This window comes from Acidimicrobiia bacterium, from assembly GCA_035471805.1.
GTDB lineage: Bacteria > Actinomycetota > Acidimicrobiia > Spongiisociales > JAHEDJ01 > JAHEDJ01.
Window position 1 is genome coordinate 1 of sequence record DATIPS010000061.1, and the last position, 14,771, is coordinate 14,771.

General features: G+C 62.5%; 14 protein-coding genes. 7 read left to right on the forward strand and 7 right to left on the reverse strand.

From position 1 onward, the window contains the following. The 3 genes from VLT15_12665 to VLT15_12675 all read left to right on the forward strand — a co-directional run. The coding region (locus VLT15_12665) for an ABC transporter permease subunit (GenBank protein ID HSR46062.1) at positions 1–1,521 on the forward strand (1,521 nt) is incomplete at its 5' end. Continuing rightward, on the forward strand, positions 1,521–3,269 hold the full coding sequence (locus VLT15_12670; GenBank protein ID HSR46063.1) for an amino acid ABC transporter permease: 1,749 nt from the start codon (positions 1,521–1,523) through the stop codon (positions 3,267–3,269). The genes VLT15_12665 and VLT15_12670, both read left to right, overlap by 1 nt. 12 nt (positions 3,270–3,281) lie before the next feature. Beyond that, on the forward strand, positions 3,282–4,022 hold the full coding sequence (locus VLT15_12675) for an amino acid ABC transporter ATP-binding protein (protein ID HSR46064.1): 741 nt from the start codon (positions 3,282–3,284) through the stop codon (positions 4,020–4,022). A gap of 67 nt (positions 4,023–4,089) precedes the next feature. Here VLT15_12675 and VLT15_12680 read toward each other — a convergent pair whose 3' ends face one another. Genes VLT15_12680 through VLT15_12690 form a run of 3 tightly spaced genes read right to left on the reverse strand, consistent with a single transcriptional unit; the run spans position 4,090 to position 7,315 of the window. Beyond that, positions 4,090–5,748, reverse strand: coding sequence for an ABC transporter permease subunit (locus VLT15_12680; GenBank protein HSR46065.1), 1,659 nt, complete (start codon positions 5,746–5,748; stop codon positions 4,090–4,092). Beyond that, on the reverse strand, positions 5,748–6,656 hold the full coding sequence (locus VLT15_12685) for an ABC transporter ATP-binding protein (GenBank protein HSR46066.1): 909 nt from the start codon (positions 6,654–6,656) through the stop codon (positions 5,748–5,750). The genes VLT15_12680 and VLT15_12685 overlap by 1 nt, the downstream gene beginning before the upstream one ends. Further along, positions 6,653–7,315: a TetR family transcriptional regulator gene (locus VLT15_12690; protein ID HSR46067.1), complete on the reverse strand. Its 663-nt coding sequence runs from the start codon at positions 7,313–7,315 to the stop codon at positions 6,653–6,655. The genes VLT15_12685 and VLT15_12690 overlap by 4 nt, the downstream gene beginning before the upstream one ends. Positions 7,316–7,429: 114 nt before the next feature. Here VLT15_12690 and VLT15_12695 point away from each other — a divergent pair, with 114 nt between their 5' ends. Then, complete coding sequence (locus VLT15_12695; GenBank protein ID HSR46068.1) at positions 7,430–7,957, forward strand: hypothetical protein; 528 nt, start codon at positions 7,430–7,432, stop codon at positions 7,955–7,957. Positions 7,958–8,020: 63 nt separating this feature from the next. Here the strand turns inward: VLT15_12695 and VLT15_12700 are convergent, their stop codons facing one another. The 4 genes from VLT15_12700 to VLT15_12715 all read right to left on the reverse strand — a co-directional run bounded on the left by VLT15_12700 (position 8,021) and on the right by VLT15_12715 (position 11,959). Beyond that, complete coding sequence (locus VLT15_12700) at positions 8,021–9,004, reverse strand: SPFH domain-containing protein (protein HSR46069.1); 984 nt, start codon at positions 9,002–9,004, stop codon at positions 8,021–8,023. A 103-nt stretch (positions 9,005–9,107) separates the two neighbouring features. Further along, positions 9,108–9,941, reverse strand: coding sequence for an NfeD family protein (locus VLT15_12705; protein ID HSR46070.1), 834 nt, complete (start codon positions 9,939–9,941; stop codon positions 9,108–9,110). Then, entirely contained in the window at positions 9,898–10,242 is a 345-nt protein-coding gene (locus VLT15_12710; protein ID HSR46071.1) for a PadR family transcriptional regulator, read from the reverse strand. The genes VLT15_12705 and VLT15_12710 overlap by 44 nt, the downstream gene beginning before the upstream one ends. A gap of 124 nt (positions 10,243–10,366) precedes the next feature. Next, positions 10,367–11,959 (reverse strand): S1C family serine protease, encoded by a 1,593-nt coding sequence (locus tag VLT15_12715; GenBank protein HSR46072.1) that lies wholly within the window; start codon positions 11,957–11,959, stop codon positions 10,367–10,369. A gap of 199 nt (positions 11,960–12,158) precedes the next feature. On the opposite strand from VLT15_12715, the gene VLT15_12720 reads away from it, so the two are divergent. Genes VLT15_12720 through VLT15_12730 form a run of 3 tightly spaced genes read left to right on the forward strand, consistent with a single transcriptional unit; the run spans position 12,159 to position 14,745 of the window. Continuing rightward, complete coding sequence (locus VLT15_12720) at positions 12,159–13,166, forward strand: ATP-binding cassette domain-containing protein (GenBank protein HSR46073.1); 1,008 nt, start codon at positions 12,159–12,161, stop codon at positions 13,164–13,166. Continuing rightward, positions 13,163–13,963, forward strand: a complete 801-nt coding sequence (locus tag VLT15_12725) for an ABC-2 family transporter protein (GenBank protein HSR46074.1) — start codon at positions 13,163–13,165, stop codon at positions 13,961–13,963. Before VLT15_12720 ends, VLT15_12725 begins: the two co-directional genes overlap by 4 nt. Further along, positions 13,960–14,745, forward strand: coding sequence for an ABC-2 family transporter protein (locus VLT15_12730; protein HSR46075.1), 786 nt, complete (start codon positions 13,960–13,962; stop codon positions 14,743–14,745). The genes VLT15_12725 and VLT15_12730 overlap by 4 nt, the downstream gene beginning before the upstream one ends. The last annotated feature ends 26 nt before the right edge of the window (positions 14,746–14,771 follow it).

Sequence of the window (14,771 nt, forward strand, 5' to 3'; positions counted from 1 at the left end):
CAGACGGCCACTCCGAGATCAGCCCACGAGCGACCCCCATTCTGGAGGGACGCAACAGTTCTGAAGTGGGCTGCCCAGATTGCCGTTCTGCTCGGACTCGTCTTCGTGGCTGTGATCGCGGCTCGCAGCGCCGCCAGGAACCTCGAGGCCCAGGGCCTCACGTTCTCGTGGCGATTCCTCAGCGATCCTCCGGGGATTCAACTCTCGGAAGGCTTCGCGACGCTACCCGAATCGGGACTCGAAGCAATCCTGGTCGGTGTGGTGAACATGTTGCGGGTGACCGCGTCCGGTGTTGTCGCCGCAACGATCCTCGGGATCGTGATAGGTATTGCCAGGCTCTCCTCCAACTGGTTGGTGAACAAGTCTTCGACGGTCTACGTCGAGACGATTCGCAACATACCTCTCCTGCTCCAGATCGTGTTCTGGGCCGCCGTCTTCGTCTCCTTCCCCAACCTGGAATCGGAGGGTTCGGGTCCGATCGAGGGGTGGCTGTACGCCACCAACAAGGGCTTGTCGATTCCGTGGTTCTTCCCGCGTGAGGCTTTCTGGCAGTGGTTCGTCTTCGTGGTCGCAGGAGCGGTCGCCGCTCGATTTGCGTTCAGGTGGCGCGTCAGGGTCTTGGAGGAGACCGGGCAGGAAGCCCACGCCGTTGGTTATTCGCTGGCCGCCTTTCTGATCTTCGCCGTCGTCGGCTGGTTTGCCCACCCCCTTGCCGGAGCCATCGGATGGATCTTCGGCGGCCTGGCGTGGCTGTTCGGCAGCATCCCGATGCTGCTCATGCAGATCATCCTGGCCGTCCTGGCGCTCGGCCTGGCCGCCTGGTGGATAAAACGGTTCCTCGACTCGCTGCGCAGCCCCGCAGGTCTGGCGAGACTGACAGACGATGACATATTCCGCATGGGTCTCGCCGGCGCGATGGGTCTGGTCGCCGCAGTCGTCTTCTTCTTGGTCCCGGGCATCACCGAAGGCATCAACCTCGGGCTCGAGCGGCTCTTCCAGTTCTGGGACACCAAGTTCGACTTCCTCCGGACCGGTACCGTGCTCGAATTCGGACGCCCCACAGTCGAAACACCTGGACGGTTCGCCGGATTCGGGTTGACCGGCATGACGATGAGCGGGCCATTCTTCGGTGTATGGATGGGAGTGACGCTCTATACGGCGGCGTTCATAGCAGAGATCGTGCGCGGTGGAATCCTGGCCGTCGCCAAGGGACAGTCTGAGGCCGGGCTGGCTCTGGGCCTCAAGCGAAGCCAGCTGCTGCGGATGATCATCCTCCCGCAGGCATTTCGTATCATCCTCCCGCCGATGGGCAACCAGTACCTCAATCTGGCCAAGAACACGTCTCTCGGAATTGCAGTGGGATACGCCGAGGTGGTCGCCGTCGGGCAGACCCTCTTCAATCAGACCGGTGCAACGATCCAAGTCATCCTGATCTGGATGGGTTTCTACCTGCTGGTCAGCTTGACCCTCTCTTCCATCGTCAACTGGTACAACCGCCGAGTCGCACTGGTGGAGCGCTGATGACAGACCCGATCGTCAACGAAGTACAGCAGTCCGAGAGTGCTCCGGAGAGGCAGTCGGCCGGCGCGATTCGCTGGGCGAAGGAGAACCTCTTCTCGTCGGTACTCAACTCGATCCTCTCGCTCCTGATGCTTGCCATCATCGTTTTCTTTGTCAGAGGGGTACTGAGTTACTCGTTCTCCGAAGACAGGCTCTGGAACGTCATCCCGCGGAACATGAAGCTCTATTGGACCGAGGCATACCCGGTAGCCGAGATGACCCGTACTTGGGTTTCACTCGGGGTTGTCGTCGTTCTCACCGGACTGAGCCTGGCGGTCTGGAGGGTCGGCGGCAGAACGTCTCCCCGTCAGTTCGGGCGCACTCTCGCCTCCCTGGGTATCACCGGCCTCGTGATAGCGGTCCTCGCCGAGGCGTCGGCCGGAATCCGGATCGGCGCAGCAGTGGCCGGACTCGTTCTGATCCTGGCCGGACAAGCCGTTCGTCTGTCGGCAGGACCCCGTTTCAAAGAGGAGACGATCCACATTCGCAGCATCCTGCTCGGCGTCCTGGTGATAATCGGGGTCATCGTCTGGATTCTGCCGATCGAGTCGGGTACCAAGGTCAGCTTGAGCATCCAGGGCGCCCTGCTCGTGGTTTCCTACCTCCTGGGCGAGTTGGTGGCGGGGCGCGTGTCGGGCGGGCTTTTGCGAGGCGTTCTCGTTGGACTGTGGATGCTGTCGCTCCCCGTCATCTACCTGGTGATCCAGCGGGCACCGGTTGTCACAGACGTGCCGCTGATGTCCGTGTTCCTGCCGGCGGTGCTCGGGTTCATCGTCGTCGGCGGAGCATTCCTCTGGTGGGCAGGATCCGCCGACTCCGGAGATCCGGAACGTCTTGCTTCAGGTGTCCTCGTGCTGGCCGCCCTGGGTTCGTGGGCGGTGTCGGTGCCGATGCTGGTTCGTTTCCTCCTCCTCGGCCTGGCGGGTTTCGCACTTGCCGCGCCGACCTTCGGAGGAACCTCGAAGGCACAGAAGAACATCGTCGTTGCCTGGTCGGCCGTGGTCTTGCTCACGGCTTACTTCATGGCGATGATGCAGGCGGACACCGGCCTCGAAGGACTTCAGGGAGAGTTCATCGGCGGCCTCAATCTGACCTTCCTGCTGGCGCTCGCCGGCCTGGCGATCTCGTTCCCGATCGGAATCATGCTCGCCCTGGGCCGGACCTCATCGATGCCCATCTTCCGGTTGCTGAGCACCGGCTACATCGAGACGGTGCGCGGAGTGCCTCTCATCACCGTGCTCTTCTTCGCCAACCTGGTGATCAACCGCTTCCTCCCGCGTGAAGTGGAACTGGACGACGTGGTGAAGGCGATCGTGGCGGTCGCATTGTTCTCTGCGGCCTATCTGGCCGAGAACGTCCGTGGTGGCCTCCAATCGATTCCGAAGGGCCAGTACGAGGCGGCGAAGGCGATGGGGTTGTCGACCGTCCAGACGACCGTGTTCATCACGCTCCCGCAAGCACTCAGGTCGGTCATACCCGCACTGGTCGGCCAGGTCATTTCGCTGTTCAAGGACACGTCGCTCGTGGCGATCATCGGACTGGCCGACTTCCTGCGGGTGGCTCGCGACATCGTGCCCAATCAGCCGGCGTCGCTCGGAAGCCTCCGGGAGAGCCTGCTGTTTGCGATGGTGATCTACTGGATCTTCACATTCAATGTCAGTCGCGCCAGCTTGAAGTTGGAGCGAAAGCTCGGCGTCGGCGAGCGGTAAGCGGAGGTAAATGTGCCAGGCGACAAAGACATCATCATCAGCGAGGGCGTCAAGAAATGGTTTGGGGATTTCCAGGCGTTGAAGGGCGTAACGACCAACATCAAAGAAGGTGAAGTGGTCGTCATCATCGGCCCCTCGGGGTCGGGCAAGTCGACATTCATCCGCTGCATCAACCGGCTCGAAGTTCACCAGGAAGGCCGCATAATCGTGGATGGAGTTGAACTCACCAACGATTTGCGCAACATCGAGAAGATCCGCTCAGAGGTCGGCATGGTGTTCCAGCAGTTCAACCTCTTCCCGCATCTGACCGTGATGCAGAACATCACTCTCGCCCCCATCTGGGTTCGCAAGCACACGAGAGCCGAGGCGGAGGCTACCGCGATGGCCTTGCTAGAGCGGGTCGGCATTCCGGAACAGGCACAGAAGTTCCCCGGGCAGCTCTCCGGCGGCCAGCAACAGCGTGTGGCGATCGCCCGTTCTCTGGCGATGGAGCCACGGATCATGCTCTTCGACGAGCCTACCTCCGCGCTCGACCCGGAGATGATCAAGGAGGTCCTCGACGTGATGAAGGAGCTGGCCAGGTCGGGCATGACCATGCTGGTCGTAACGCACGAGATGGGCTTTGCCAAGGAAGTGGCCGATCGCGTCCTGTTCTTCGACTACGGCAACATCGTCGAAGCCGGCACACCGGAGCATTTCTTCACGAATCCTCAGCACGACAGGACGAAGCTGTTCCTGAGTCAGATTCTCTGAGCAGCTAGCAGTTGCCGTCGTCCGGGGCGGCGATGCACGGCAGCATCGCCGCCTGTCGACACGGAGATCATCCGGTTTGTCTGATGTCGCGCCGATTGAACAGTCCGACGGATAGCGCCAATAACCCTGCGAACAAGCCGGCCAGGACCGCCCCGTGGCCCCAGTGCATTCCGTTCATCAGCGGGTCGCTGGTCAGGTAATAGTAGAACGGTGTCCACTTGGCCAGGCCTGCGAGGCTCTCGCTGAGCGGAAGGAAGGCGTGGAGCACGAACAGGATCAGTGCCAATCCGACCGTTCCGAAGGCGGCGAAACGGGGTCGTCCCGTTGCGGCACTAAAGGCCAGCGACAGAGCTCCGAACACCATCCCGAGGAGTGTCACCAGCAGGCAGGTGGCCGCGATGTTGCCCACGCTCATCCCCAGGCCGCCGATGATCGAACCGAGTGCAACGCCGGAGAACGTGGCAAAACCGACGATCGCGGCGCCGACGACGATCGATACGGTCTTCTCGTACACGATCTTCGATCGCTTGATCGGATTGGCGAGCAGCAGGCCCATGGTGCGGTTCGCTTCCTCTCCGGCGAGGGCCCGTGCCCCGATGGCGATCGTGACGACCATTACCGCAATCGGTGCCATCATGCCGAACGTCTCTATCTGGTAAAAACCCTCAGGAGTCCCCAGATCTCCTCCGCCGAACAAACTGAGGATCGCTTCGGGGAAGGACTTGCCCATGTCGATGAGAAACTCGTCGATCCAGTTGTACATCGGTCCGATGAGGACGCCCATGATCAGGAACTCCACGTAGGACACGATTATGAGGAGTCCCTGGTGCTCGGTGAGGGTCTTGATCCAGATCTTTGAAACCCGCGCCGATCCGGCGAGACGATCGGCGACCTTCTTGGTCATGGGGTGTGCTCGCAGACGGTCCAGTAGTGAAACGCCGGTGCTCTGTCCGCGAAGGTCGCGCCGGTTCAACCCCACGACGGCTGCCGCTCCGAGCACCGCGATTCCGGCGAGGAGGACGCCGATGTGACCCCAGTCGACCCCGTTCAATACTGGTTCGGCGGCCGAGTAGTAGTACCACGGGAAGATCTTCGCGACGTTTTCGAGGCCTTCGATGAGAGGGAAGAGCCCGACACCGATGAAGGAGAGAACCATGATTCCGGACGCAACACCCGACGCCAGTCCGGTCCTGCCGGTCCAGGCGCCGATGGCCATTGCCAGGAATCCGTGGAAGACCGATATGACGAACATGTGCCAGGCGAGGGCGGCGATGTGCATGCCGCCGATCTGGACATCCAGCAGGGCCGGGGTCGCCTCGCCGAATGCCCAGAGGATCAGAGCACCGATTCCCGTGAGGCCTATCAGGGAAGCCGCCTTCGACGCGAGGACGTGTGTGCGGCTCTTGGGATTGCCGAGAAGCAGGCCCATCGTGCCGTTTCGTTCTTCGCCGGCGATCGACGCCGAGCCCATCGAGAGGGCCAACGCCGCCAGCGTGAGCGCGCCGTACGAGGCGTAGATGGCACCGTAGGCGAGGCCGCCTGCATCCGTGTCCTCGGCGATCCCCATCAGCGAGCGAACCGCCTCCGGCATGCTCGTGTACACGGAGAGATCGATGTCGCGATATACCGACATGCCCATCAGGAGCAGCAGGCCGATGCTGACCGCCCCGACTGTGATCCCCTTCCATCTATCGAGGACGTTCTTGGTGAGGACGGTGGCCAGCATCAGGCAGATACCTCCTCATCGCGGTAGTAGGTGAGGAAGATCTCTTCGAGGTCGGCTTCGTGGGTGGTGATGTCGAGAACGTGGAATTGCTCGGTGACGACCTTGAGCAAGGTCTCCATCTGTCCATCGAAGGAGAGGGTCACGTGTTCATTCTGCGCGCTCACCTCGCGTACGCCGGGGAGGCCTTCGAAAGCAGATCCGCTGACCGGGCCGTCGAAGAAGATGTTCACCGTGCGGATGGCTTTCGACCGCAGGCCGGCCACGTCTTCGACTGCGATCAGTTTGCCGTGGCGGATGATGCCGACACGGTTGGCTACTCGCTGCACCTCCGACAGCGTGTGGCTGGACAGGAACACCGTGCGACCCTCTGCGGCTACCTCCCGCATCATCTTCTGGAACTCTCGCTGCACCAGAGGATCGAGTCCGGAGCTGGGCTCATCCATGATCAGGAGATCCGGCCGGTTCATGAAAGCCTGGATCAGGCCGACCTTCTGCCGGTTGCCGGAAGAGAGGTCGCCCACCTTCTTGTCGAGATCGGCATCGAGCCTATCGGCCAGGACCTCGACGTACGACCAGTCGACGCCGCCGCGCAGGTTGGCGAAATAGGTGAGCGTGTCCCGGCCGGTGAGGTTGGGATACATCGCCAGATCACCCGGTACGTAGCCGATGTGACGCCGGATCTCCACCGACCGGGCGTGGGAGTCCAGGCCGAGAATCGATGCCGATCCGGCCGTCGGCCGGATCTCGTCGAGGATCGTGCGGATCATCGTCGTCTTACCTGCCCCGTTCGGCCCGAGAAATCCGAAGATCTCACCCGGCCGGATGTCCAGATCAAGATCAACGAGAGCCTGCACCTCTCCGTAGTGCTTGGTGAGTCCTTCGGTGTGGATGGCGATCTGCTCGGTCATGCGGTTTCCTTTGCGTCGTCGGAGGCGTCGGCGAACGCCTCGGTCCATAGGTTCTTTGTGACGTCGGTGACTACTCCGCCCAGCACATCCAGCGCAGGCAGCACATAGGCGGCGGCCGACTCAGGATCTCGAGAGAAGTCGGCGGTGATGTCCACGCCGAGCAGGCGCTCCATGTGCTTGTGGAGAACGACACCTCCGAGCGACCAAAGCGTGAGCAGAGCGGCTCGCCGGCGAGGGATGTCGCTCGGGGTGAGGAGACCTGCGGCGACTCCGGTCTCCATGTAGCCGACCGCGTCGTTCACCAGTTCGTCGACCAGATCGTCGACGTGGGAAGACCCGTCCACGATGGTGCGCGCCAGGTAGCGAAGCAGGGGCGGTCCGCCGGCCGCGGACCGCAATGCCGCCAGGGGGTCGACACCGGCCCCCTGGGCCATCGCGCTGGCTTTCTGCTCGCGGATCCGGGCGGCGACGTGCTCGTCGCAGGCGATCCGCAGGGCATCCTTCGAGCCGAAGTGGTGAATCACCAAACCGGCCGACACGCCGGCGGCAGCTGCAATGGTGCGGAGGCTCGTGGAATCGATACCGTCGGCGGCGAAACACTCCATTGCCGCATCTCGGATGCGGGCTTTCGCCGTGCGGTCATCGATGCTTGAACGCATGTTCAATAACCTAAACGTTTGTTTCGCCGGGTGCAAGCCGCCGAACCGGGCCGGCCTCGATCGCCGACCAACCGCCGGATGCGGTGAGGCTGGAACCGGGTCTAGCCTCTGCTCGTGTTCCGGCGTGTTGGACTGATCTTTGTGCTGGCTCTCGCGGCATGTTCCGGTGAGGCAGGCTCGTCGACGCCCTTTACCGCCGCAGTCACGATGCCGGCGACTTCAACTGCGCCGCAGACCAGCACTACAACGCTGCCGACGATCGAGTCCTGCGCAGACATCCCCTACCGGCCGCTGGTCGTGCCCGATCGAGCGGCAGGTTCCGAGACGGATCCGGCCGACCTGGGCGAGGATCCGTATTCCACCATTCCCGGAACGACCGTCCGTCTCTGGGTCGATGAGGAGTCCGAACCGGTCATGGCTCTTGTGCGAGGCGCGTTGCCTCCGGAGCCGTGGGCGGGCCCGACCGCCCGGGTCGAGGTGTTGCGAGAAGTCGCCGCGCTCGGTCCGTTGCAGGACGGCGTGTGGGCGGTGGCCTGGTTCGAGAGTGAGGAGCGCTGCGATCTATACACGCTCGTCCTCTATCCGCCGACGTCCGCCGGTGAGGCCCTCGCCGTGGCCGAATCGCTGATACCGGACAGATAGGACGCGGCCCGGCCGGTGGCGGACACCACCGGCCGGGCGCTTCGTCTGCCCGAGGGCATATGCCTACATCGGGTCGTTGGCCGGTTCCTCACCTGGTTCGAACACCGGATTGCTCGCCGTGACCCGGGTCGCCTTGGCGGCGCCCGCCGGTTCGACGTCGATGAACAGGTCGCGAAGAGCGCCGAGGCTCCCGAGAATGCCCGAAGTCTCCAGCGGCAGGAAGATCTTCGTTGCCTGTCCGTCTGCGATTCCCTGCAGAGCCTCCAGGTAGCGGATGGCGATCAAGTCGGGTGTCGGGTCGCCGGTGTGGATGGCACCGAACACTCGCTCGATGGCCTGCCCTTCACCTTCGGCGACCGTGAGCTTCTGGTACTTGTCTGCGTCGGCCACACGCTTGATGGCCTCTGCTTCACCCTCGGCTCGCAGGATCTGGGCTTCCTTCACGCCCTCCGCTTTGAGGATGGCGGACCGCTTCTGACCTTCGGCCTCCGTCACGATTGCACGCCGATCGCGCTCGGCCTTCATCTGGCGGTGCATGGCGTCGGTGACGTCGGGTGGCGGCTCGATCCGCTGGATCTCGACACGGACAACGCGGGTTCCCCATTTGTCGGTCGCTTCGTCGAGGATCGCTCGCAGCGTCGTGTTGATCAGCTCCCGCGAAGTCAAAGCCTCGTCGAGCTGCAGGTCGCCGATGACGTTACGAAGGTTCGTCTGGGCCAGCTTGATGACCGCCTGGGCGAAGTTCTGCACGTTGTACTGGAGCTTCACCGGATCCGTTGCCTCGTAGTAGATGACCGCGTCGACGGTGACTACCACGTTGTCCTTGGTGATGACCTCTTGCGGGGGAACGTCGATGACCCGCTCACGCATGTCGACCTTCGTCATGCGCTTCACGAATGGCATGACCCAGCGCAGGCCTTCTCCCACCGTTCGCTCGTACCTACCCAGGAACTCGATGAGCCCCTGTTCGAACGGGCGAACCACCTTGAGGCCCATCGCGGCGATCACGATCGCCATCAACGCGAGGACGATCAGTAATCCAATCAATGCCTCCATGTCTTCTCCCTTTCTTCCGTTGCGTGTATCAGTTCTTCACAGCCCGGCTGCTACAAGCCGGTCGCGGCGCGTTCTTGTTCGATCTCGGCTCCGGTCATGCCCGATCGTCTTCCGTCACCACCAGGCGGGATCCGGTGATACGAATCACCCTGACCGGAGTGCCCTCCTCGATGATCTCGCCCTCGGTCGTAGCCCGCCACTTCTCCGACTCCATCCGCACCATGCCCGTGCTTGCTGCGGGGTCGATCGTCTCGAGGACGATGGCCTTGGCGTGGAGGTAACGGTTGCTTCCTACCGGGGTCGGCTCATGGTCGTCCTGGTGGTGGACGAACCGCCGCACGAAGAAGAGCGAGATGATCGACACCACGAAGAACGTGATCCACTGGGCCGCCGGCCCTGCCTCGAACCAGGCGAGCAATGCCGCCGCGCCGGCTCCGATGCCGAACGGCAGCAGGAAGAACCCCGCTGTGAACATCTCGCCGATCAACATGACGACGGCGAGGATCGTCCAGACCCAGCGCCATACCTCAAAGTCCATTCCCTCGTCTCCTTTCCCAATCCAGTACCCAAGCGCCGTAACCGCTGCAATCGAAACTATGTAGAGGAGGAACGCCATCTGTGCACTCCGCCGGCGCTCGGCTGCGCCACTCTTGACCTCTTGCCACGTCGGCAGATCCCCTGATGTGCGGCTGCGCTGCTCCGCCGCCCAGGCCTCTGCGAATGCGGCAATGTCGGGTCCCACCACCATGGTGGGGGTCTTGCCCTCGCTCGCCGCCTCGCTGAGGTGTTGTTCCAGCTCGATACGCATCTCGTTCGCCGTTTTGCGCGGCACATGTGTCTGCAACCAATAGCGCTCGCAGTCGGCGGCCGTTTCGGTCACTGATCTATCGGTCGACACGTGTACCTCCATCAAGAACTCGACTGACACCGTCTGTCAGATCCAGCCATTCCCCTTTCCAGACGGCGAGGCGTTCCTCGCCGTCCGGAAGAATCCTGTAGTACTTCCGTCGCGGCCCTTCGGTCGATGCCACCAGATAGCCCTCGATGAGCTCCTGTCGCTGGAGTCTGCTGAGCAGCGGGTAGATGCTGCCTTCGCTGGCCAGCGACAGTCCGCGCTCGTGCAGTTTTCGGACCATCTCGTAGCCGTAGCTCGGTTCCTCGGCGATGATTGCCAGCAGGCACATATCGAGCACGCCCTTGAGGAGTTGTGAGCTACGTTCGACGCTCATTTCTTCACTACCATGCAATGCAGCATAGCAGACATTACCTTGCAGTGCAAGATAGCGGGTCGGGAGGATCCGGCCCCCGACGGCGAAGCGCCGGCCCGGAGGCCGGCGCCTCAACCTGCTACCTCTAGTAGTCCATGATGGCGACGAAAGTGGCCAGAGCCTGATCCAGGGCGTCGAGGTCGGCATCGGTGACAACCTGCATTTGGACCAGCATGACGAATGATCCGTCTGCCGGTTGGGCGGCAACGTTCACGATCGACGAATCGGTTCCGCCGCACGATTCCCACACGTCCCACAGGCCGACGTATAGGCCGTCGTCGTAGGGTTCTCTGCCTCCGTCTACACAGCTGTCGAGGAAGCCGTGATAGTCGAGCATATCGTCGAGACTCCACGAAGCACCCAGACTCGGAGAGGCGCCGAAGAAGATACCCGGCGTTGTCCACGACCCGAAGTAGCCGTCGAGATCCGGAGAGGCAAGCACCTGGATCCCGACGTCCATGCCATCGAGATTCCAGACGCCGGAGGCGACGTCTGACCAGGATGACGGAACATCGACGTACAGCGAACCCGTGTCGTCGGATATCTCCATGTAGTCGCTGTAGTCGACACCCGAATCGACTATCTCGTCATCGAGTTCCGTTCCGAACGAGAATGAGACCTGGAGCCCTTCGTCCGAGTTGAGGGTGCCTTCGAGGAACTCGCCCGTGTCGGGCCGGTAGATCTCGATCGCTAACGGGTCGCTTGCATCGTGCGAGCGCAAGATGTCGCAGTAGTCGGCCATCGTCCCATCGGTCGCCAGGACGAGGCCCTCGAGCAGGGTCACGACGTCGCCGCCTTTGATTCCTGCGGTCTGGGCTGGTGAGCCAGACTCGACCGATGAAACCCAGATTCCGGAGAACCCGTCACCGACGAACGCCTGGCCGTTGATCCCGAGCGAAGTGACGTCTTCGCCTGCCGCCAACCGGTCGAGCACTCGCTCGGCTTCGCCGCGTCCGATCGCGTACGACTGTCCGGCCGAGTCGCCGGCATAGGTGACGGCGACGACCTTTCCGTCCGGGGTGACCACGGGTCCACCGCTGTTTCCCGGAAGGATGTCGGCCGAATGTTCGATCACGCTGTCGACGGAGGACCAGTTGCTCTCACCACCGGCATCCTCCTTCGAGACGATTCCGTCGAGGATGGTGTACTCCTCGGTTCCGAGAGGGAAACCGATGGCGTAGATATCCATTCCGGCGACGACTTCGCCGTCGAACCACTCCAGGTACGGGTAGCCCTCCCCGTCGATGTCGATGACGGCCAGATCGGAGCATTCAGAGACGCCCAGCACCCGTGCGTTGCGAGGATCGGGCTCGCCGCCCACGAAGACCTGGAGGAACGCTGCCCCGGTGACCACGTGGTTGTTGGTCACCGCGATGCCGGACGGGTCGATGATGAATCCGGAACCGCTGCCGGCTGCATTGAACTGAGTTCCGTAGTCAGGATCGACGAACGTGCCTTGGGCGACGATTCGAACCGTGGCTCCCTTGACGTCGGGAAGCGACGCGACCGCTCCGCTTTCGGGCTGGGTTGAAGCTGTGGTCCCGGCAGCGGTGGTCTCGGTGGACCCGGTGCTCGGGGATCCGGTCGTGGTGGTCTCTTCGCTTCCACCGCCGCAGGCGGCAAGGATCAGAGAGAGAATCGTCAAGAAGATGATTCCACGGACGGCTTTGATGCTCATTACGGCCTTCCCTGTCGAACTTGCTTCTATCCGGACGGCCGGAGCCGCCAAAGTCGAGGCCCCCGAGCCAATGCTAGGTATCGGCCGGTGGTCGATGGCGCTTTGTGCGCGAGAACCGAGGGGCCCCCGGCGCGTCCGGACGGCTTCCGGCGGAAAATCCTCACCCTGGGACTGATCGTTATGCCAGGCTGGCGTTCTGATGGCGACCGTCGACGTTCAAGAACTTCGGAAAGTATTCAAGGTACCGGTCCGCGAGACCGGACTGCGTAACTCGCTGCGCTCGCTCTTCAAGCGGGAGCATCGGATGGTGGAGGCCGTCCGGGGCGTCTCCTTCTCACTGGAGCCGGGTGAGATAGTCGGATTCCTCGGGCCCAATGGGGCGGGCAAGACCACAACGTTGAAGATGCTTTCCGGTCTTCTCTACCCGGATGGTGGAGTAGCCAGAGTGCTCGGCTTCCGGCCGGAGCGTCGTGATGCGGAGTTCCTGCGAAGGGTGGCCTTGATCATGGGCAATCGCAACAGCCTCCAGTGGGACCTGCCGGTCGCAGATTCACTCGAACTGCGCAAAGCCATCTACGAGGTGGATCGTGTCGAGTTCGATCGGCGTATATCCGCCTACACGGAGATGCTCGATGTCGGCGAGCTTCTCACCAAGCCGGTGAGGAACCTGTCGCTCGGGGAGAGGATGAAGGTCGAGATACTCGCCTCCCTGGTACCCCATCCACAGGTGCTGTTCCTGGACGAACCGACCATCGGACTCGACATAACCATGCAAAAGCGGATCAGGGAGTTCGTGAGGGTTTACGCAGCCGAGACCGGTGCCAGCGTCTTGCTGACGAGCCACTACATGGCCGACGTGACCGCGCTGGCCGAGCGGGTGATCGTCATCCACCACGGCAACATCCTCTTCGATGGAGGCCTGGCCGGCCTGTCCGACCGCTTCACGGCGCACAAGACCATCGTTGTTTCGGTGGCAGGGGAGCTCGGCTCTCTCACCGAGCTGGGCCGTGTGGTCGAACAGAACACCTTCAAAGCGACCCTCGAGGTAGCCCGCGACGAGATCGCTGCAGTCGCGGCCCGGCTGCTCGCCGAATACTCGGTGACCGACCTCTCGATCTCGGACCCGCCGATCGAGGACGTCATCGAACAAGCTTTTGCCATCGGCGACGTCCAGGAGGCGGAGGAGGCAGGAGAGTCGAGGCTGTGAGAAAGCTGATCGCCGTCTACGCGGCGGAGATGAAGTTCGCCGTCGCCAACCAGATGCAGTATCGGTGGGCGGCATTCTTCCAGCTGGTCGGGTTCCTCATCGAGCCTGTCGTGTACCTCGTCGTCTGGCGGACGGTGGCCGAATCGGGGGGCCCGATAGGCGGCTACGGAGTGGCAGAGTTCACGTCCTATTACATCGTCTGGACGCTGGTCAGGAACATGAACCTGGCCCTGGCTCCTGGTTCCTGGGACTACTGGATTCAATCGGGGCGGATATCCAACGACCTCATGCACCCGGTGCCGATCTTTCACCGTCAACTGGCGGCCTTCGCCGGTTTCAAGTTCGTCTGGATACTTCTCTGGTTCCCGGTGGCGGCCGGCCTGTCCCTCATCTTCAAACCCGATCTGAGCCCGACCCTGGTGCAGGGCCTGGTTTTCTTCGTGGCGATCTGGCTGGGATACGTCATCCGGTTCTCGATCTTGTTCTTGATGGGGCTGATCAGCTTCTGGACGACGCGCGCTCAGGCGTTGATCGAGATCGTGATGGGTGCCGAGCTTCTTCTGTCCGGCCGGTTGGTTCCGCTGGCCGTGATGCCCGAGTGGGTTGAGCGGCTCGCCGGATGGCTGCCGTTTCAGTGGACCTTCCAGTATCCGATCGAGGTCCTGATCGGCCGTCTGAGCGATCGAGAGGTATACGTGGGTCTCGGCCTGCAGTTCCTCTGGATAGGCCTCCTCACGGGTGGCATCTTCCTGACCTGGCGGCGCGCGATCAAGCGCTACACGGCGGTTGGGTCATGAACGGGTTCCGTCTTGCCGTCATGCATTGGAAGGTCGGCGCGATGCACGAGGTTCAGTACAGGGTCAACTTCTTCCTGCAGCTGGTCGATTCGGTCATCCGCCTGGCAACCGGGCTGGTTGCGATCTGGCTCGTGTTCTCGCACACGGACGACCTGGCCGGGTGGAACCGTCACGAGCTCCTCGCCGTCATGGGTATCCACATTCTCCTGTCGGGCATCAACCGCACATTCGTGGAACCGAACGTGTTCCAGTTCATCTACACGATCGGAGAGGGAGAGTTCGACTACGTGCTGGCCCGCCCCGTCGATTCCCAGCTGCTCGTCAGCGTTCGCAACCTGCGTTTCTGGCAGCTGGTGGATGTCGTTGTCGGAGCCGTCGTGATCGGTTGGGCGGTCTCGGGGATCATGGCGACGACCTCATGGCTCGAGGCGGCCACCTTCCTGATAGCCGTTTCCTGCGGCGCCGTCATCCTCTATTGCATGTGGATGATGGTCGCGGCCGCCGCGTTCAAATGGATCAGGGTCGACGACACGGTGGGTCTCCTGAACGGCTTGTTCCAGGCGGGTCGCTGGCCGGTCACGATCTACCCGGGCTGGCTGCGACTGACCCTGACTTTCGTGATACCGCTGGCTTTTGCCATCACCGTCCCGGCAGAGAGCCTCTCGTCACGCCTGACGGGCGGGACGATGGTTCTGACGCTCGTGGTGACCGGTGTGATGCTCCTGATTACCCGCCTCGCATGGCAGCGCGGTGTGCGCAACTACTCGGGAGCCTCGGCATGACCTCTCCAGCGACCCGCGACGAGGAA